Annotated in this window: 18 protein-coding genes; 8 read left to right on the top strand and 10 right to left on the bottom strand. The window is 70.4% G+C overall.

All coding sequences use genetic code 11. The features are described 5' to 3' along the window. Nucleotides 1-21 precede the first annotated feature (21 nt). Entirely contained in the window at nt 22-576 is a 555-nt protein-coding gene (locus G514_RS0105950) for a GNAT family N-acetyltransferase (protein ID WP_245582115.1), read from the bottom strand. Nucleotides 577-594: 18 nt separating this feature from the next. Here G514_RS0105950 and G514_RS25170 point away from each other — a divergent pair, with 18 nt between their 5' ends. From G514_RS25170 to G514_RS0105930, 4 genes are all read left to right on the top strand, one after another. Continuing rightward, the gene (locus G514_RS25170) at nt 595-2,574 is read left to right on the top strand and encodes an Ig-like domain-containing protein (RefSeq protein WP_036563768.1); all 1,980 of its coding nucleotides are present in this window, start codon (nt 595-597) and stop codon (nt 2,572-2,574) included. A 36-nt stretch (nt 2,575-2,610) separates the two neighbouring features. Beyond that, nucleotides 2,611-3,294 (top strand): endonuclease NucS, encoded by a 684-nt coding sequence (gene nucS / locus G514_RS0105940; protein WP_028651002.1) that lies wholly within the window; start codon nt 2,611-2,613, stop codon nt 3,292-3,294. A 157-nt stretch (nt 3,295-3,451) separates the two neighbouring features. After that, the gene (locus G514_RS25165) at nt 3,452-3,919 is read left to right on the top strand and encodes a hypothetical protein (RefSeq protein WP_051246917.1); all 468 of its coding nucleotides are present in this window, start codon (nt 3,452-3,454) and stop codon (nt 3,917-3,919) included. A gap of 4 nt (nt 3,920-3,923) precedes the next feature. Further along, nucleotides 3,924-4,241, top strand: a complete 318-nt coding sequence (locus G514_RS0105930; RefSeq protein ID WP_028651001.1) for a DUF952 domain-containing protein — start codon at nt 3,924-3,926, stop codon at nt 4,239-4,241. A 75-nt stretch (nt 4,242-4,316) separates the two neighbouring features. Here the strand turns inward: G514_RS0105930 and G514_RS25160 are convergent, their stop codons facing one another. The 6 genes from G514_RS25160 to G514_RS0105900 all read right to left on the bottom strand — a co-directional run bounded on the left by G514_RS25160 (nt 4,317) and on the right by G514_RS0105900 (nt 10,090). Continuing rightward, a complete protein-coding gene (locus G514_RS25160; RefSeq protein WP_051246913.1) occupies nt 4,317-5,915 on the bottom strand; it encodes a sulfatase family protein in 1,599 nt (532 codons plus the stop codon). Between the two features lie 38 nt (nt 5,916-5,953). Next, nucleotides 5,954-6,880 carry an FAD-dependent oxidoreductase gene (locus G514_RS0105920; RefSeq protein WP_028651000.1) on the bottom strand — a complete coding sequence of 309 codons (927 nt, stop codon included), beginning with the start codon at nt 6,878-6,880 and terminating at the stop codon, nt 5,954-5,956. A gap of 9 nt (nt 6,881-6,889) precedes the next feature. After that, nucleotides 6,890-7,414, bottom strand: coding sequence for a ferritin (locus G514_RS0105915; RefSeq protein WP_028650999.1), 525 nt, complete (start codon nt 7,412-7,414; stop codon nt 6,890-6,892). Nucleotides 7,415-7,433: 19 nt separating this feature from the next. Next, nucleotides 7,434-7,622 (bottom strand): hypothetical protein, encoded by a 189-nt coding sequence (locus tag G514_RS0105910; RefSeq protein WP_036563766.1) that lies wholly within the window; start codon nt 7,620-7,622, stop codon nt 7,434-7,436. A gap of 82 nt (nt 7,623-7,704) precedes the next feature. Then, nucleotides 7,705-9,738: a protein meaA gene (locus tag G514_RS0105905; protein ID WP_028650997.1), complete on the bottom strand. Its 2,034-nt coding sequence runs from the start codon at nt 9,736-9,738 to the stop codon at nt 7,705-7,707. A 52-nt stretch (nt 9,739-9,790) separates the two neighbouring features. Continuing rightward, a complete protein-coding gene (locus G514_RS0105900; protein WP_245582117.1) occupies nt 9,791-10,090 on the bottom strand; it encodes an STAS domain-containing protein in 300 nt (99 codons plus the stop codon). A 159-nt stretch (nt 10,091-10,249) separates the two neighbouring features. Here G514_RS0105900 and G514_RS0105895 point away from each other — a divergent pair, with 159 nt between their 5' ends. After that, nucleotides 10,250-10,822, top strand: coding sequence for a cob(I)yrinic acid a,c-diamide adenosyltransferase (locus G514_RS0105895; protein WP_028650995.1), 573 nt, complete (start codon nt 10,250-10,252; stop codon nt 10,820-10,822). A gap of 311 nt (nt 10,823-11,133) precedes the next feature. Here G514_RS0105895 and G514_RS31055 read toward each other — a convergent pair whose 3' ends face one another. Beyond that, nucleotides 11,134-11,472 (bottom strand): hypothetical protein, encoded by a 339-nt coding sequence (locus tag G514_RS31055; protein ID WP_157544621.1) that lies wholly within the window; start codon nt 11,470-11,472, stop codon nt 11,134-11,136. Between the two features lie 85 nt (nt 11,473-11,557). On the opposite strand from G514_RS31055, the gene G514_RS0105885 reads away from it, so the two are divergent. Further along, nucleotides 11,558-12,301 (top strand): DUF72 domain-containing protein, encoded by a 744-nt coding sequence (locus tag G514_RS0105885; protein WP_028650993.1) that lies wholly within the window; start codon nt 11,558-11,560, stop codon nt 12,299-12,301. Between the two features lie 41 nt (nt 12,302-12,342). Beyond that, nucleotides 12,343-13,551, top strand: a complete 1,209-nt coding sequence (locus tag G514_RS0105880; RefSeq protein ID WP_028650992.1) for an HNH endonuclease signature motif containing protein — start codon at nt 12,343-12,345, stop codon at nt 13,549-13,551. A 9-nt stretch (nt 13,552-13,560) separates the two neighbouring features. Here the strand turns inward: G514_RS0105880 and G514_RS30145 are convergent, their stop codons facing one another. Continuing rightward, nucleotides 13,561-14,751, bottom strand: a complete 1,191-nt coding sequence (locus tag G514_RS30145) for a hypothetical protein (RefSeq protein WP_157544620.1) — start codon at nt 14,749-14,751, stop codon at nt 13,561-13,563. A gap of 636 nt (nt 14,752-15,387) precedes the next feature. Between G514_RS30145 and G514_RS29720 the strand changes: the two genes are divergently transcribed. Then, nucleotides 15,388-15,963 (top strand): rolling circle replication-associated protein, encoded by a 576-nt coding sequence (locus G514_RS29720; RefSeq protein ID WP_211222053.1) that lies wholly within the window; start codon nt 15,388-15,390, stop codon nt 15,961-15,963. A 179-nt stretch (nt 15,964-16,142) separates the two neighbouring features. Here G514_RS29720 and G514_RS0105865 read toward each other — a convergent pair whose 3' ends face one another. After that, nucleotides 16,143-17,555 carry a recombinase family protein gene (locus G514_RS0105865; RefSeq protein ID WP_211222052.1) on the bottom strand — a complete coding sequence of 471 codons (1,413 nt, stop codon included), beginning with the start codon at nt 17,553-17,555 and terminating at the stop codon, nt 16,143-16,145. Nucleotides 17,556-17,564 lie beyond the last annotated feature (9 nt).

Genomic DNA, 17,564 nt, shown 5'->3' with positions numbered 1-17,564 from the left:
AGTTGACCGGTTAGCGAGTGTTCACCCGAGTGCGATGCTCATCACGACGCGCACGCCGTTCACGTCGAGACGCAGGTCGCGCTCCACCTCGCGGAGCCGGCGCTCGTACGGCGCGAGGTCGGCCTCGGCGACCTCGGCGAACCCGAGCGACCGGTAGAACGGGCCGTTCCACGGCACGTCGCGGTAGGTGCAGAGACTGAGCCGGTCGAAGCCGCGGGCGCGGGCCTCCGCGATCGCCGCGCGCGTCAGGGCGGCGCCGATCCCCCGGCGCTGGTGGGTGGGGTGGACCGAGAGCTGCTCGAGGTGGGCGTGCCCGTCGAGCTCCAGCACGTGCACGAAGCCGACCGGCTCGTCGTCCTCGCCGACGGCGACCAGGAGGAACCCGGGCTCGGCGGCGCGGTGCCGGCCGTCCGTCGCCGGGCTGAGCAGGACCGGCTCGACGGCCTCGCCGAAGTGCTCCGCGAACTGCGGTCCGCCGGCGTCCTCGATCGGCGCGACGTGCCGGAGGTCGGACGCCCGGGCCGCACGGATCCGCGGACGCACATAGCCCAATGGGGTCATGCCGTCCGGGTCCACGCCGAGGACGATGCCACCATGGTCGGTCTCCCGCGCAACGGTTCTGCCACGCTCCTGGCCGGTGCCCTCGTCGGTGGCGCCCTGCTCCTCGGTCCGCTGTCGCCACCGGCGGCTGCGGGCACCATCACGACGGCCTGCACCCTGCAGGCGAGGAGCAACCCGAGCACCTTGGGTCAGCCCGCGACCTTCCGGTTCTTCGCCGCGGCCAGCCTGCCGGCGGAGACGGGCCCGTCACCGGTCGGGGTGGTGAACTTCTTCGACGGCGCCAGCTTCCTCGGCACGGAGATCGTGCCGCTGGTGCCGCTGAAGGACAACACGGAGGCGTTCTTCACCACCTCCAGCCTCGACGTGGGCGACCACACCATCGTGGCTGTCGCGATCCTCAACACCGGCCCGTGCCCGGGCATCGTGGCGGCGAGCCACCACGTGAACCCGCCGCCGGCCCAGCCGAGCAGCGTCGGGATCGGGTCCTCGGCCAACCCCTCGAGCTTCGGGCAGGACGTCACGTTCACCGCCGCCGTCACCAGGACGGGCGGTGGAGCGGTCGCCGGCACCGTCCAGTTCCAGGTCGACGGGGCCGACCTCGGCGCCCCGCAAGCCGTCGACGGCGCCGGGCACGCCTCGGTCAGCACCTCGACGCTGACGGTCGGCAACCACCCGGTCACGGCGGCGTTCACGAGCACCAACCCGAACACCCTCGACAGCTCCGGTGCCCTGGCCGGCGGCCAGATCGTGCAGAAGTCGGACACCCAGACCACGGTGTCGTCCTCGCACAACCCGTCGGAGCTGGGGCAGTCGGTGACGTTCACGGCGACCGTCGGCCCGGTCGCGCCGGGCGCGGGCACCCCGGGTGGCACGGTGCAGTTCAGCGACAACGGGACGGCCCTCGGGACCGGCACCCTCGACGGGTCCGGGAAGGCCTCGGTCAGCACGTCCGTCCTCACCGTCGGCAGCCACACGATCACAGCGACGTACGCCGGCAGCGGCACCCACAACGGGAGCTCGGGCTCGGTGACCCAGACCGTCGAGCGGGCCCGGACGACGCTGACCTACGACGGCGCGACGAACGGCGACTTCCACGACCCGGCCACGCTCGGGGCCACGCTCACCCGCACCTACGACGCCTCGCCGGTCGTCGGCAGGACCGTGCACTTCTCCATGGCCTCGGAGAGCTGCGACGCCGTCACCGACGCGGCGGGCCGGGCCTCCTGCTCGATCACGCCGCAGGAGCCGGCGGGCGCGTACACCGTCTCGGCGTCGTTCGCCGGCGACGCGGGCAGCCAGCCCAGCTCGACGAGCACGACGTTCATGGTCACCCGCGAGCAGACCTCGCTCGTCTACACCGGCGACACCGTCATCCTCGACGGCGGCACGGCGCACGCGTCGGCCCTCCTCACCGAGGACGACGGCGCCCCGGCCATCGCCGGCCGGAGCGTGACCTTCACCCTCGGCACCGGCTCGTCGGCGCAGAGCTGCACCGCGCTCACCGACGCGGCCGGACGCGCGGCCTGCGACATCGCCGCGGTCGCCCAGCCGCTCGGCCCGGTGAGCGTGGTCTCGGAGTTCGCCCAGGACGACTACTACCTCGCCAGCTCCGACTCCGACTCGGTGATCGTCTACGCGTTCCCGAGCCGTGGCGCCTTCGCCATCGGCGACCGCAACGCCGCGACCGGCTCGGCGGTGACGTTCTTCGGCGCGCAGTGGGAGAAGGACAACTCGCTCAGCGGCGGGGCCGCGCCGAACGCCTTCAAGGGCTTCGCGACCTCGCCCGGCACGCCGCCGGCCTGCGGCGGGACCTTCGCCGCCGACCCGGGCAACAGCGGTGCTCCGCCGGCGACGGTGCCGAGCTACATGGGCACGCTCGTGACGAGCAAGGTCACCAAGGCGGGCTCGAGCATCACCGGCACGGTCACCCACCTCGTGGTCGTCAAGACGTCGTCGTACGGCGCGTCGCCGGGGGCCGGCGGCAAGGGGACCGTGGTCGCGGTCATCTGCTGAGGGGCGGGAGCCGCGGCCACGGTAGATTCGGCCCTCGTGAGATTGGTCGTGGCCCGCTGCCAGGTCGACTACGCGGGGCGGCTCACCGCTCACCTGCCGATGGCGCCGCGCGTGCTGATGGTCAAGGCCGACGGCTCCGTGCTGGTGCACTCCGACGGCGGCTCCTACAAGCCCCTCAACTGGATGTCGCCGCCCTGCTCGGTCAAGGAGGGCGTCTCGGAGGACGGCACCGTCGAGTGGACCGTCACGGGCAAGGACGGCGACACGCTGCGGATCCTGCTCGAGGAGATCCAGCACGACTCCTCCCACGAGCTCGGCGTCGACCCGGGCCTCCAGAAGGACGGCGTGGAGAAGCACCTCCAGGAGCTGCTGGCCGAGCACCCGGCCACCCTCGCCGAGGGGCTGACGCTCGTGCGTCGCGAGTACCCCACCGCCATCGGCCCGGTCGACCTGATGTGCCGCGACGCCTCCGGCCTCTCGGTCGCGGTCGAGATCAAGCGCCGCGGCGAGATCGACGGCGTCGAGCAGCTCACCCGCTACCTCGACCTGCTCAACCGAGAGCCCCTCCTGACCACCAAGGGCCCGGTCCGCGGCATCTTCGCCGCCCAGCTCATCAAGCCGCAGGCCCGCGTCCTGGCCGAGGACCGCGGCATCACCTGCGCGGTCGTCGACTACGACGCCCTCCGCGGCCTCGACGACCCCAGCCACCGCCTCTTCTGACCGCGAGTCGGCGTTCCTGCTGACGAGTAGCCCGCCGAGTCGGCGTTACTGATGAGCAGTAACGACGGCTCGGCATCGCGATCTGGCCACGAACCGTCCACAGGGGGCTCGTGACGCTTCCATGCCGGCGGAAGCGTCCCGGTCCTAGCGTCGAGGCATGGACGAGAACCCCGGCACGAAGGTGGAGCAGGCCGTCGAGGAGTGCCTCGCGATCGCCCAGACGTGGCTGGCGTGGGACGGGCGGCCCTGCGTCAGCGAGGACGGCGACCGGGTCTACACACCGCACAAGGCCGTACGCCGCATCGCCGACCACGTGATCGACCACCTCGCCGAGGTCGAGGCGATGCTGGCCGGGGTGCCGACCCAGCCGGACGAGTGGCACGCGAGCCTGGCGACGTTCGAGAGCGACTGGGCGCGGTTCGCCGAGCAGGACCTCGACGAGGCCCGCCAGCGGCTCCGGCGGCTGGGGCGCAGCTTCGCTCTGCGCGTCGCGGCCGCGGGGCCGGACGAGTGGGACCGGCCGCGCACGCCGAGCTGGACGGTGCGGGAGATCTGCGAGCACCTCACCGGCGTCGTCTGGTACGCCGAGCAGGTGGGTCGGCTGGGGTCGGTGCAGGCACGATGAGGTCATGCGGATCTACCACGTCGCCACGGCGGCGGACTGGGAGCAGGCGCAGCGCGACGGCGCCTACACCATCAGCACCCTCGGCGTGACGCTCGAGCAGGAGGGGTTCATCCACTGCAGCCGGGCCGACCAGTGGGAGGGCGTCCGCGAGCGGTACTACGCCGACGTGGCCGAGCCGCTGGTGCTGCTCGAGATCGACACGGACCTGCTCGACGCGCCGCTCGTCGAGGAGCCACCCGCGCCGGGCGTGGACGAGACCTTCCCGCACCTCTACGGCGCCCTGAGGCCCTCGGCCGTCGTCGCGGTCAGGGCCCTGCCCTGACGAAACTGGCGGTTCCCGCACGGAGTTCCACACGGGCAGGACCAGTTTCACCGGGTACCCGGTGAAACTGCCCGGCTACCGGCAGGTCTCCCCCGCACAGCTGGTCAGCCGGTCGAGCGCGGCCCGCAGCGTGTCGACCGCCTCGCGACCGTGCGGCGACATCGCGGCGTACGACGCCTCGCCGCCGGCGAGCAGGTTGACCAGCTCGAACGGGTCCTTGTTGAGGTCGTAGAGCTCCTCGTGCGGCAGGTGCGTGTAGCGGATCAGCTTGTAGCGCCCGTTGATGACGCCGGTGAAGTCGTTGAGCCGGCTCGAGCGGCTGTTCTCCACGACGGTCTCGGGAGCCTCCTCGAGGCCGTTCGAGGTCGTGTTCGACGGCGTCAGCGCCCGCCCGAGGAGGAAGAACTTCCGCGCCAGCGGCGGCCCGCCGTGCAGGCGCGGGAGCAGCGAGATGCCGTCGACGTCGGGCGTCGGGGCGCCGGCGATCTCGGCGATCGTGGGCGCGATGTCGATGTTGCCGGCCAGGTCGTCGATGGTCGAGCCGGGCGCGATGCCGGGGCCGCGGATGTAGAACGGCACCCGCACGTCGGTCTGGAACTGGGTGTACTTGCCGATCTCACGCCGGTGGTTGCCCATGTGGTAGCCGTTGTCGCTGGTGAAGATCAGGTAGGTGTCGTCGAGCGCACCCTGGTCGGCCAGCGCCTGAACGAGCTCGGCGACGTTCTGGTCGAGCACCTGCACCGACCGGATCCGCTTGCGGTGCGTCTCGTCGATGGTCGCGACGTCGGCGGGCGTCAGCGCCCGGCGGTCGCGGGTGAGCCCGAACTTGTCGGAGACGTCCGCCTCGTCGAAGTCCGGCGTGCGGGGGTACTCCGCGTCCGCGAAGGTGCCCTCCAGGTCCTTCGGATAGGCGTACGGCGTGTGCGGGCTGTACGACGCGTAGTAGAGGAACTGCCCGCCCGCGCCGAAGTCGAAGCCGTCGGCGCCGTCCACCAGGTCGAGCGCCCGGTCGCCGAGCCACGAGTCGAGGTAGTCCTCGCGGAAGTCCGTGTCGACCGTGCCGTCGACGTTGAGCCGGTAGTGGTCCTGCGCGTAGGCGTTGCCCTGCACGGGCGAGGCCCAGGAGTCCCAGCCCGGCGGCACGAACGCGCGGAGCTCCGCCTTCCGCTCGTCGGTCAGGTGGTTGCCGGGGTGGTAGGGGTACTCGTTGAAGTACTTCCCGAGCATCGCGCTGCGGTAGCCCGCGCGGTCCAGCCAGACGGGCAGGTCGTCGTCCTGCTTGGTCTGCCGCCAGCGGTCGTAGCCGCCCTGCGGCCACACGTTGCCGATCACACCGTGGTTGTGCGCGTAGAGCCCGGACAGGATCGAGGCGCGCGAGGGGCAGCAGCTCGACTGCTCGACGTAGAAGTTCGTGAAGTCGGCGCCCTGGTCGCGGATCAGCCGGTTGACGTGGGGCATGTACTGCATGAGCGAGGTGTCGAGGTCGTCGGTGAGGACCAGGATGACGTTGGGGCGCTTCGCCGGCGGCTGGCCGTCGCCCGCGAGCCGGGCGGCGCTGCGCGGTGCCGGATCGGCCACCTGGTCGGTGGAGCCGACACCCTCCAGGCCCAGCACGGCGCACGCGACCGCGACGCACGCCGCGAGCGCGAGGGCGACCTTGCCGGACCGAGACACCCGGCCGAGGCTACCGGCGGGCGCGGGCCGATCCCCAATCAGCCGAGCAGCCCGACCACCTCGTCGGCGCAGCCCCAGCTGAGCGTCACACCGGCGCCGCCGTGGCCGTAGCAGTGCACCACGTCGCCGACCCGCTCGACCCGCACCTCGGGGCGTGCCGGACGCAGCCCGACCTTGTGGCCGAGCACCTCCGCGCCGGCCAGCGCGGGCACCAGGCGCAGCGCGCGACGCAGGATCGCCGCGGCCACGTCGGGCGAGGGCGTCCGGCTCCACTCCCCCTCGACGTCGGTGCCGCCGACGACGACGTCGCGCGAGCGCGGCACGACGTACGTCGGCCCGCCCTCCGAGCCGCTCTCCAGCCACCAGCGCTCCAGCCCGACCTGCTCGACCAGCACCACCTGCCCCTGCACCGGGTGGAGCGTCGGGTCGGCCGCGAGGAACTTGGCGCCCAGGCCCGCGCAGTCGACCACGGCGGTCGGGCCGTCGCCACCTGCGCTCGGCAGGCCGTGCAGGGTGAGCCGGGTGATCGAGCCCCCGGCGTCCAGCACCCGCGAGGCCAGCCACTCGAGGTAGACCGGCATCTCGACGACCGGCGCGGTGAACGCCCAGCCGCCGTCGTGGCCGGCGGGCACGTCGAGGGTCTCGTGCAGGTCGGGCACCGCGTCGGCCCACCACGGCTTCTCCGCGCGGGTCAGGCCCACCTCGGTGCCCTCTCGCAGCACCACTCCGCAGTCGGGGTCCTCGGCCGCGAGCGCCGCGAACGCGGCGTACGACGACCGCGACCAGGCCAGCACCCGCTCCTGCGGCCACGCGCGGTAGGGGTACCAGATCGCGGCGGCGACGGCCGACGTCGTCTCCCGCGGCAGCTCACGCGCCAGGACGTCGACCCGGTGACCGGCCTCGAGCAGCCGCAGCGCGCAGGACAGGCCGATGACGCCGGCCCCGACGACGGTCACTCTGCCCATGGCAGGAGCTCAGACGCCGGCGATCCGCGGCGCGGTCGGGTCGCTGCCCTCGGCGCCGGACTCGCGGGCGGCGTACTCCTCGATGTCCTCGAGGTCGTCGCGGTTGCGGGTCACGACCACGAGGAGGTCGTGCATCGTCGCGACCTCCTCGACCTGCTCCTTGATGAACCACTGGAGGAACTGCTCGGACGCGAAGTCGGACTCCTCGCGGGCGATGCGGAGCAGGCCGTTGATCTGCTCGGTGACCCGCTTCTCCTGCTCCAGCGCGAGCGCGACCGGTGCGACGACGTCGGCGAACTTCGTCTGCGGCGCCTCGACGGCCGGGATCACGACCTCGGCGTCGATGTCGAGGAGGTACTGGACCATCATCAGCGCGTGGTCGCGCTCCTCGCTCGCCTGGGCGTAGAAGAACGCCGCCATCCGGGGCATCGTCTCGGCGTCGTAGTGCACCGCGCACGCGAGGTACTGGTTGTGCGCGGAGAGCTCGTTGCCGATCTGGGCGTTGAGCGCCTCGACGAAGCGGGCTGCGGGCACCGGGTGGCCTCCTCGGCCGTCAGGCGGCCTTCTTGAGCCGCTTCTTCGTTACTTTCTTGCCGTCCAGGCGGACCAGCTTGCGCTTCTTGACCGTATACCCGGCCGGCAGCGAGCCCTCCTTGAGCATCCGCAGCGGGCAGCGGTCGCACTTCTTGGCCGAGACGCAGCACTCCGTCTTCGGCAGCTTGCGCACCTTCGCCTTGCCCACGGACCACAGGTTAACGTAGGGCAGCCTTACCTTGCCCCGTGACCCGCGTCACGGCCGTGTTTTGTGTGGATCAGGTGCCCGGTCAGCCCAGGCCGTGCGCGGCGCGGATCACGTCGACGATCCCGCCCATGATCTCGGTGAGGCCGAAGTCCTTGGGCGTGTAGACCGCGGCGACGCCCGCCTCGAGCAGCCGCCGGGCGTCGGAGTCGGGGATGATCCCGCCCACGATCACCGGCACGTCCATCCCGGCCTCCCGCAGGCCCTCGAGCACGGCCGGCACCAGCTCCATGTGCGACCCGGAAAGGATCGAGAGGCCCACGCAGTGGACGTCCTCGGCCACGGCGGCGGCGACGATCTGCTCCGGGGTGAGGCGGATGCCCTGGTAGACGACCTCGAAGCCGGCGTCGCGCGCGCGGACGGCGACCTGCTCGGCGCCGTTCGAGTGACCGTCGAGACCCGGCTTGCCGACCAGCAGGCGCAGGCGGCCACCCGGCCGGCCGCTCAGCTCCTCGCCGGTCTCCTTGACGCGCTGGCGCACAGCGGTGAGCTCGGCGCCCGCGTGCGCGACGACCGCCCCGGACACGCCGGTGGGCGCGCGGAACTCGCCGAACACCTCGCGCAGCGTGCCGGCCCACTCCCCCGTGGTGGCGCCCGCGCGGGCCGCGGCCAAGGTCGCGGCCATCAGGTTGGTCTCGGTCTTGGCGTCCTCGGCCAGCCGGGAGAGCGCCTGCTCGACCTCGGCCTCGTCGCGCTGGGCCTTCCACGCCTCCACGCTGGCGAGCGCGCTCTTCTCCGCCTCCGGGTCCGCGGTCATGATCGCGGCGTCGAGGTCGGCGGTCAGCGGCGAGGGCTCGGTGGTCTCGTACACGTTGACCCCGACGATCTTCTCCTCGCCCGACTCGATCCGGGCGCGCCGGGCGGCGTGCGAGCTGACCAGCGCCTCCTTCATGTAGCCCGACTCGACCGCGGCGATGGCCCCGCCCATCGCCTGGACGCGGTCGATCTCCTCGCGCGCCGACTCGACCAGCTCGCGCACCTTGGCCTCGACCACGTGCGAGCCCTCGAAGATGTCGTCGTACTCCAGCAGGTCGGACTCGAAGGCCAGCACCTGCTGCAACCGCAGCGACCACTGCTGGTCCCACGGGCGTGGGAGGCCGAGCGCCTCGTTCCAGGCCGGGAGCTGCACGGCGCGGGCCCGCGCGTTCTTGGACAGCGTGACGCCCAGCATCTCGAGCACGATGCGCTGGACGTTGTTCTCCGGCTGGGCCTCGGTGAGGCCGAGGGAGTTCACCTGCACGCCGTAGCGGAACCGGCGCATCTTGGGGTCCTGCACGCCGTAGCGCTCCCGGGTGATCTCGTCCCACAGCTCGACGAAGGCGCGCATCTTGCACATCTCCTCGACGAACCGCACGCCGGCGTTGACGAAGAACGAGATCCGGCCGACGACCTTCTCGAAGTCCGCCTCGTCGACCTGCCCCGACGCCTTCACCTGGTCGAGCACGGCGATCGCGGTGCAGAGCGCGTAGGCGAGCTCCTGGGTCGGCGTCGCGCCGGCCTCCTGGAGGTGGTAGCTGCAGATGTTGATCGGGTTCCACTTGGGGATCTGGTGGACCGTGTAGGCGATCATGTCGGCGATCAGCCGCAGCGAGTGCTCGGGCGGGAACACGTAGGTCCCGCGGGAGAGGTACTCCTTGATGATGTCGTTCTGGGTGGTGCCGGCCAGTTGCGCGGCGACCTCCTCGGGCGACAGCTCCGGGTTCTGCTCCTCGGCGACCACCTGGTAGAGCGCGAGCAGCCACATGGCCGGCGCGTTGATGGTCATCGAGGTGTTCATCCCGGTGAGCGGGATGTCCCGGAACAGGGTGCGCATCTCGCCGAGGTGCGGCACCGGGACGCCCACCTTGCCGACCTCGCCGCGCGCCAGGGGCGAGTCGGGGTCGTAGCCGGTCTGCGTCGGGAGGTCGAAGGCGACCGACAGGCCGGTCTGGCCCTTGGCGAGGTTGCCGCGGTAGAGCGCGTTGGACGCCTCGGCCGTCGAGTGGCCGGCGTAGGTCCGCATCACCCAGGGCTTGTCCTTGTCGGCCCGGTGGTGAGGGGAGCGGTCCTTCTCGGTCATCCCTCGAGGGTAGGACGCGTGTTACCGGTCGGTCACCGGCTGGGCGTGTGGGTTATCCGACACCGGCAGCCGGCGGAGCGACCTCGACGATCCGCGCCAGGTGCGACATGTGGAGCATCCGGCGTACGGCGGGCGACGGCTGGCGGAGCGTGAGGTGGTGGCCGTCGCGGATCGCCTGGAGGGTTGCCGCGGCGAGCACGCGGAGCGCGGTCACGTCGGCGCTCTCGACCCCGCTCAGGTCGATCGCCACCTCGTCGTAGCTGCCGAGGAGGTCACGGACCGCGGTGCGCACCTCCATGGTGCTGCGCACGTCGAGGTCGCCGCTGAGCACGAGGACGGGGCCGTCGCTCATGATGTCCACCGGCTGCTCCAAGGTGTCGTGACTCACACCACTATGACGCCTGGACGGTGCGGGAGGTTGCCAGCCGCGCCCGGCGACTTCTCCAAGGTCCTCTCCGCCGAGGTCGTGGGGCTCACCCCAAAGCATGGAGTGCGGGCTACCGTGCACCCCATGGTCAACCTCACGCGGATCTACACCCGGACCGGCGACGCCGGCCAGACCCGCCTCGGCGACAACTCGGTGACCTCGAAGAACGACCTGCGCCTCCACGCCTACGCCGACGTCGACGAGGCCAACGCCCACCTCGGACTGGCCATCTCGGTCGGCGACCTCGAGCCCGACGTCGTCACGGTCCTCGTGCACGTGCAGAACGACCTCTTCGACGTCGGTGCCGACCTCTGCACGCCGGTGGTCCCCGACCCGGAGTACCCCCCGCTCCGCGTCGAGCAGTCCTACGTCGACCGGCTCGAGGGCTGGTGCGACCACTACAACGAGTCGCTCGAGTCGCTGCGCTCGTTCATCCTCTCCGGCGGCACCCCCGGCTCCGCCCACCTCCACGTCTGCCGCACCATCGTCCGCCGCGCCGAGCGCAACGCCTGGGCCGCCCACGCCGAGCACGGCGACGCGATGAACCCCCTCGCCATCACCTACCTCAACCGGCTCTCCGACCTGCTCTTCATCCTGGCGAGGTACGCCAACCGCGAGCGGGGCGACGTGCTGTGGGTGCCGGGCGGCGAGCGGTAGTCCTGCCTGGGACGCTTGTGTGGCGGCCGCGCGCTTGGCTCCGGCCTCATGAAACGGACGCGGGCGAGGCGGCGCGCAGCGCTGACGAGCCCGCCCACCCCCACCCGTGATGACGAAGCGAGGGCGGTGGGCGGTGGTCCCGGGGGATGGCGCCCCCTCGGAGCGTCAAGGGGCTTGGCCGCGGCGCGGGTAGCGCTACGTGATGCGAGCGCAAGGTGTTGCCCGCGACGCGCCGCCCCAGCCCGAGGGGGCGCCAGCCCCCGGGGCCACCACGACCGGCGCCACGAGCGCAGCCCCAGCCCAACCCAGACCTACACCAGCAGCAAGAACCCGACCACCATCGTCGCCGCGAGGCCGAGCAGCCCGAGCCCCAGGACGACGTAGGTCTGCGCCCGCAGGCGGAACGCCCCCGCCGACGGGTGCAGCTCCTCCGGCTCGACCTCGGGCATGACCAGTGTCTCGACGGCGGCACGGGCGGCCTGGAGCCGGCGGTCGACCTTGGCGGCGACGCTGCCCGAGGGCGCGACGGGGATCCGGCTCGAGCCCGTCGGGGTGACGTCGTCGAGCTGGCGGCCGGCCCACAGCAGGCGGAGGCCGACCCAGAGCAGGACGAGCAGGACGACGGCACCGGGGATCACGAGGGGAAGCACGTTCTTCACAGTGCCCAGATGGCCCGCCGACACTCAAAGCGGCACGCCGGGCAGTGGCCGAGGTCACCTCGGGTACCCGTCCGGTGTGGCAGAGCTGCGGATCGGGATCTCGGGGTGGTCCTACAGGGGCTGGCGCGGCGACTTCTACCCGAAGGGTCTGCCGCAGCGCCGCGAGCTCGAGTACGCCGCCGAGCGGCTCACGTCGATCGAGATCAACGGCTCGTTCTACTCCCTGCAGAAGCCCACGTCGTACCAGAAGTGGCGGGCGGAGACGCCCGACGACTTCGTGTTCGCGGTCAAGGGCAGCCGGTTCATCTCGCACATGAAGCGGATGACCGACGCCGAGGAGCCGCTGAAGCGGTTCTTCGACTCCGGCGTCTTCGAGCTCGGGCCCAAGCTGGGGCCGATCCTGTGGCAGCTGCCCGAGAGCTTCCGCTACGACGGCGACCGGCTCGCGGCGTTCTTCGACATCCTCCCGCGCACCACCCCCGACGGGCGCGAGCTCCGCTACGCCCTGGAGTTCCGCAGCAAGACCTTCGAGCAGCCCGAGGCCTACGCGCTGCTGCGCGAGCACCGCATCGCGACCGTGCTCGCCGACACGGCCGGGCGCTGGCCGAAGGTCGAGGAGGACACCGCGGACTTCCGCTACGTGCGGCTGCACGGCGACGCGGAGCTCTACACGAGCGGCTACGACGACGCGTCGCTCCGGCGCTGGGCGGACACGATCCGGCGCTGGGGCCAGGACACCTACGTCTACTTCGACAACGACGCCAAGGGCTACGCACCCCATGACGCGGAGCGTCTCATCGAGCTGCTCGCGTGCGATTGACTCTTGCGTTCGAACATGTGTTCGACTAGACTGGCCGCACGATGACCCAGACGGCCGACCGCCTCCCCGACACCGCGCCCCTGCCGCGCGACCTGCTGCTGCAGGTGCGGGAGGCGCGCGCCACGGCCGAGGCCGCCGAGGTTTCGATCCTCGAGCTCGCGCTGGCTTGGGCCGCAGCCAACCCCGCACTGCCCGGGCAGGAGCCGTGGGAGCCGGCCGAGGCACCGTCGTGGCTGGAGGACACCACCCACCTGATGGACGAGGAGGAGCGGGAGTGGATCGGGCTGCCCGCCCTGCGCTGGGACGCCCCGGCCGCCTTCGCCGCCGCCAACGCCATGACCACCATGGGCGGCAAGGCCGTGTTGCGCGACGCGCTCGTGCTCGCGCACCGGCTGCCCGGGTTCTGGGCGGCGGTCCGCGCCGGCCAGGTCCCCGCCCGGCTCGCCCGCCGCGCCGCGCAGGCCGTCCTCGGCCAGCCCGCCGACGTGTGCGGTTACCTCGACCAACAGCTGGTCCGGCGGGTCACGCAGTCGCGGGCGATCGGGCCGGTCGTCCTCGACCGGCTCGTCGACGAGGCGATGCTGCGCCTGCACGCCGAGCAGCGCGAGCTCGAGCAGCTCGAGGCCCTCGACGCCCGCCACGTCACCATCGACCCCGCGACGCTCAACCACACCGGCATCGCCGCCATGGACGCCCGCGCCGACTGGGCCGACCTCGCACCCTTCGACGAGACCCTGTCCGCGGTCGCGGCGGTGCTCGCGCAGCTGCCTGAGCACCAGCACGACTCCCTCGACGTACGCCGCTCGGTCGCCCTCGGCATCCTCGCCGACCCCGCCCGCGCCCAAGCCCTCCTCGACGGCGACCACGACGCCAAACCCAGCCGATCGCGCGACCTCGTGGCCACCCTCGAGCTCACCGACCTGCACCTGCTCAGCCTCGACCCGATCGTCAGCGACGCCGACCTGCGCAGCCACCTCGACCAGGTCATCCGCCAATGGGCCGGCCGCCCCGACGTGCGGCTCGTCATCAAGCCGGTCCGGCGGTGCGGCGCGGACGACGGTTCCAGCCACGGCGACCATCCGGAGTGGCGCTACTCGCCCACCGCGCGCGACCGTGAGACCGTCCACCGCCGCGACCGCACCTGCGTCCACCCCCACTGCACCCGACCAGCCCGCCACTGCGACTGCGACCACATCACCCCCTACGACCAGGGCGGCCCGACCTGCCCCTGCAACCTCGCAAGTTGTTAGAACGCCCTCTTATGACTGCGTGGGGGCCGTGTCGCCACTCGTGGTGGGGCTGCTGCTTCCGCTGTGGGTTGAGACGTTAGGGTCCGTCTTTGCGATCGCGCTCACGAGTTGTTCCCGAGCCTCCTCGCGGATGGCTCGCTCCGCATGGTCGCGCTTGTCCTGAAGGACCCTGGCCCGTGCAAGTACTTCTGCTTGACGCATGGCCGGAGTTTCGATACCGCGAAGATGGAGGAGATTCAGCACCCGGGCTCTCTCTCCGCGGGCCGAGACCGAATTTGCTAAGAAGAGGCCAACGCTAATTGTCGTTGCAATGAGGAACCAGCCGCTTAGTCGATCCACGCCCAGAACGGACAGGGCAATTAGTGGAGCAGCAATTGCTAGGCGAAGGTCGCGCTCACTCCGCTCTCGATCAAGTTGCGCGAATAGATCGTTGTCCAGCGCCTTAAGTGCGTCCAGTGGGTCGGGCTCGAACTCCTGAAGAAGAGCGTTCTCAGACTCGGCCGGTGGCCATTCGTCCGCGTCCCACTCTTGATAGTCCAGCTTTTCTGCGTGTGCCTCAGCGGCCTTGGCGAAGGAGTGTTTGACGATGCGGGAGGCCACGTCAATGTCGCTGCTGCCGGGGAGTTGGCCAACCGCGCTCTCAGTGAGAATGGTCCTGGGAATCCAGAGCCGCTCAAGGAGTTTATGTTTTCCTAGGGGCTCGAACTTCTCAAGCTGACGGGTGACCTGACTGAGGTTGCTCGCGTTAGTGGATTTACGTCCCGTCAAGTACTTGACGACTGATTCCTTGAGGGAGGCCGTCTCGTTGGCCGATATCAGGTTGGCATCTCTTTCAAGTGCCCTCTTGCGAACCTCCAGGGTTTTTCGCACTCGATGAGCGTGGCGCTGCCACGCGACGGACTCGGCTGCGCGTCGCTGAATAGCTCCCGCCCAACCGCTGAGAGTATTGACGGCGAAAGTAGACGCCGCCCCAATCACGAAGATCAACGTCGAAGCGATGAGCAGTGTTGCCGTGACACCAATGTAGTCGGTGAGGGATGACATCTGCTCGAAGAAACGTTCGGCTGAGCTATCCGCTGGAAAGGTGTCCCAAAGCAACAACCAGAAGAACAGTGACCAGAGAAGTCCCGAGATCGCTGGCGCTCGCACGCTGCGGGCACCAGGCATGATGCTTGAAACGATGGTCAAGAAGGTCGGCATAAGTCCTCACAGGTTTGTGACCGCACCATAGTCGGCGCTCCGCGCCGCTGACCCCTTGACTTGAAGTAGCAACGAAACTCGTTGGATCCGCTGAGAGGGCTGGCGGGTCGGTTTGGGCGGGGGCGTCTCTCGGGTCGCGGGGGTCCCCGCGCGCGCGAGGGACGAGTGCGGGTGGGGTGGCGGCGCGCCCCCGACCGACCCGCCAGCACTCGGACCCACGAGGCAGATCACAGCCTTGTGATTCGTGGTTTCGGGTTGCATGATGTGCGAGTCGAACCTTGCTGCCACCCGATCGGTGCTTGGGGAGGCACCCGCTCGTAGCCCCAGATGGGCCGCGCTACAACTGACATCAATGAGGGATCGGGCGGCATGAACCGTTGACGCCGTACGGGATGTGACTACGAGCCGCGGGTTTCCAAGACTCGCGAAGGCTTGTGGTCCTCGATGGTTCTATCCCCTGTTTCTGCGTTGGGTCGTCCCGACGCTGGTTGGTCTCTTTCTCTCTATCCCGATGCGGGCGAGGCGGGTGGAGCGTTCGTCCCGTCGTATCGACCGCGGACAACCTGGGTTTCTGGTACGCCTGCGGCCAATCCGGAGCGCGCCCGCGCGGAGGCAGGGCGACGGGCGCGGGGAAAGGTGCGTCGCTACTGCGCAGCTAACAGGCTCAACCGGTTCGGCACGCTGACCTATCGGGGCGAAGGGGTCCATGACCCGACTCAGGTGCGTCGTGACGTCGCGGGGTTCTTCCGGTCGCTGCGCTCGGCGCTCGGAGGCAGACCTCTGCCGTATGTGTGGGTGCCTGAGTGGCACAAGACCGATCACGGCCTGCACCTTCACTTCGCGCTTGGCCAGTACGTCAACTATCGGTTGATCCGCGCGACCTGGGGTCACGGGTTCAGCTCGATCAAGCGGCTCTGCGATCTGCCGGTCGGTGCGACGTCGCTGCACGAGGCGCGGCAGGCAGCGGGCTATCTGGCGAAGTACGTGACCAAGAGCTTTGGGGCCGACGAGTCGTCGCGGGCGCTGCGGCTGCATCGCTACGATGTGGCTCAGGGATATCAGCCACGCGCTCTGCGGTTTAGGGGCCGCTGGTCGGGCGAAGTGCTTTCCTCAGCCAACGCGGTGATGCGTGCGCGGCCGGCGCAGTCATGGTCGTCGGCTGAGGTCGAGGACTGGCAGGGTCCGCCGGCGGTGTGGTTCCGATGGGACTGAGCCATGTGAGCGACGCTGAGGTTGCGTCGTGGGTTGCGGCCTCGTGTGCTGCTCAGGGGGTTCCGGTCAAGGTGACGGAGCCCGGTGTGGTGCGGCGGGTGGGGGCGCTGCTGGGCGCAGCACCGGACGGGGCGCGGGGGCGCAAGCGCAGCGGCACCCGCGCCCCGTCCGGTGCGCGGTCAGTGGCGCCACACGACGGACACGCGGGCGGGGTCGAGGACCTGGACCCCTGGGGTGCCGGGTCCGATGACGGCGTGGTCGATCACAGCCTGGACGATGGCGTGCTGCCGGGAGAGGTTGAGGGAGCCCCAGGCGCTGCGTAGTCCGGCACCGGTCCCGGCGAGGCCGGTGAGTGCTCCGGTGTGGGTGATCTGTGCCAGGTGTCGCTGGGTGGTGGCGAGCCGGTCTTGGACAGGCTTCTTGGCCAGCATCCATTCGCGCATGTCGATGTCGCCGCGTCCGTGAGCTTGGGCGAGGTCGTCGAGGCGCTGCTGGTCCTCGTCCAGCGCGCGGGTGAGTTCTTGAGTGCGTGCGTCGGCGCTGTTGCGTCCGGCGAGGACGTCGGCAAGCTCGGGGGTGTCGAGTCGGTGCAGCACCGCGTCGGCGAGGAATCGTTCCAGCGGGTCGGCGCTGACCATGAGGCGTCCACATCCGCCGTGGTCGGGTCCGGACATGCACACGTAGCGCCGGTTGGGTCGTCCTCGGATCACACGGGCCGACGAGAACAGCCGGTTGCCGCACTTGCCGCACCGCAGCATCCCGGAGAGCAGGTAGCGCTGCGGTGTGCGTCGTCCGCTGATCTTCTTGTCAGCGAACTTGGCCAGAATCCGGCGGTGCTCGTCCTCGGTGATGATCGCGTCCCACTGGCCCGGCGCGACGGCTTGTCCACGGTGAACGCGTAGTCCGGCGTAGCGGGCGTTGGTGAGCATTCCTTTCAGGGTGCTAGTGGTCCACGCCGAGCCCGTGACCGTGGGAACCTGCTCGGTGTTGAGCCAGCTCGCCAGAGAGCGCGTCGACTCCCCGGCCAGGAACCGCGTCACGAGGGTGCGATAGACGTCGGCCTCGGCGGGCAGGACAGTCGCAAAGTCACTCTCGTAGCCAAAGGGACGGGTGCTGCCCCGGTGGGGCTTGCCTTCGGCAGCGTTCTGCTGGTGCTTGCGCGCGACCCGTCGGGACTTCGATGCGGACTCGTTCGCCGCGACCGCTGCCTGGATACGGGCGACCAGGAGTCCATCGCTGGTGCTGAGGTTGGTCTCACCGGCCACGAACCTCACGTGTTGGACTCGGGCGGCGTCCACGACGTTGAGGAAGTGCTCGAGCTCGATGGGCCGCCGCGTCAGTCGGTCGATGTGGTAGACCAGCACGCCGTCGATCAGCCCGTCGGCCAGGTCGGCAAGCATCCGTTCGTACTCGGGGCGGCGTTTACCGCTGTAGGCCGAGAGGTCGTTGTCGACGTACTCCCCGGCGACCTGCCAACCCAGGGTGGCGGCGAGTTTGCGGCAGTCCTCGATCTGCCGGGCCACACCCTTGCCGGTGCCTTCGGTGTCCTGGGAGATGCGGGCGTAGATCGCGGCGCGCTGGGGCTCGGGCATGGAGGGCAT

Origin of the sequence: Nocardioides halotolerans DSM 19273 (assembly GCF_000422805.1) — a bacterium.
In the GTDB taxonomy this organism is placed as follows: Bacteria; Actinomycetota; Actinomycetes; order Propionibacteriales; family Nocardioidaceae; genus Nocardioides; species Nocardioides halotolerans.
The sequence above is the reverse complement of the archived record's forward strand: the minus strand, read 5'-3'. Positions and strand labels throughout refer to the sequence as shown.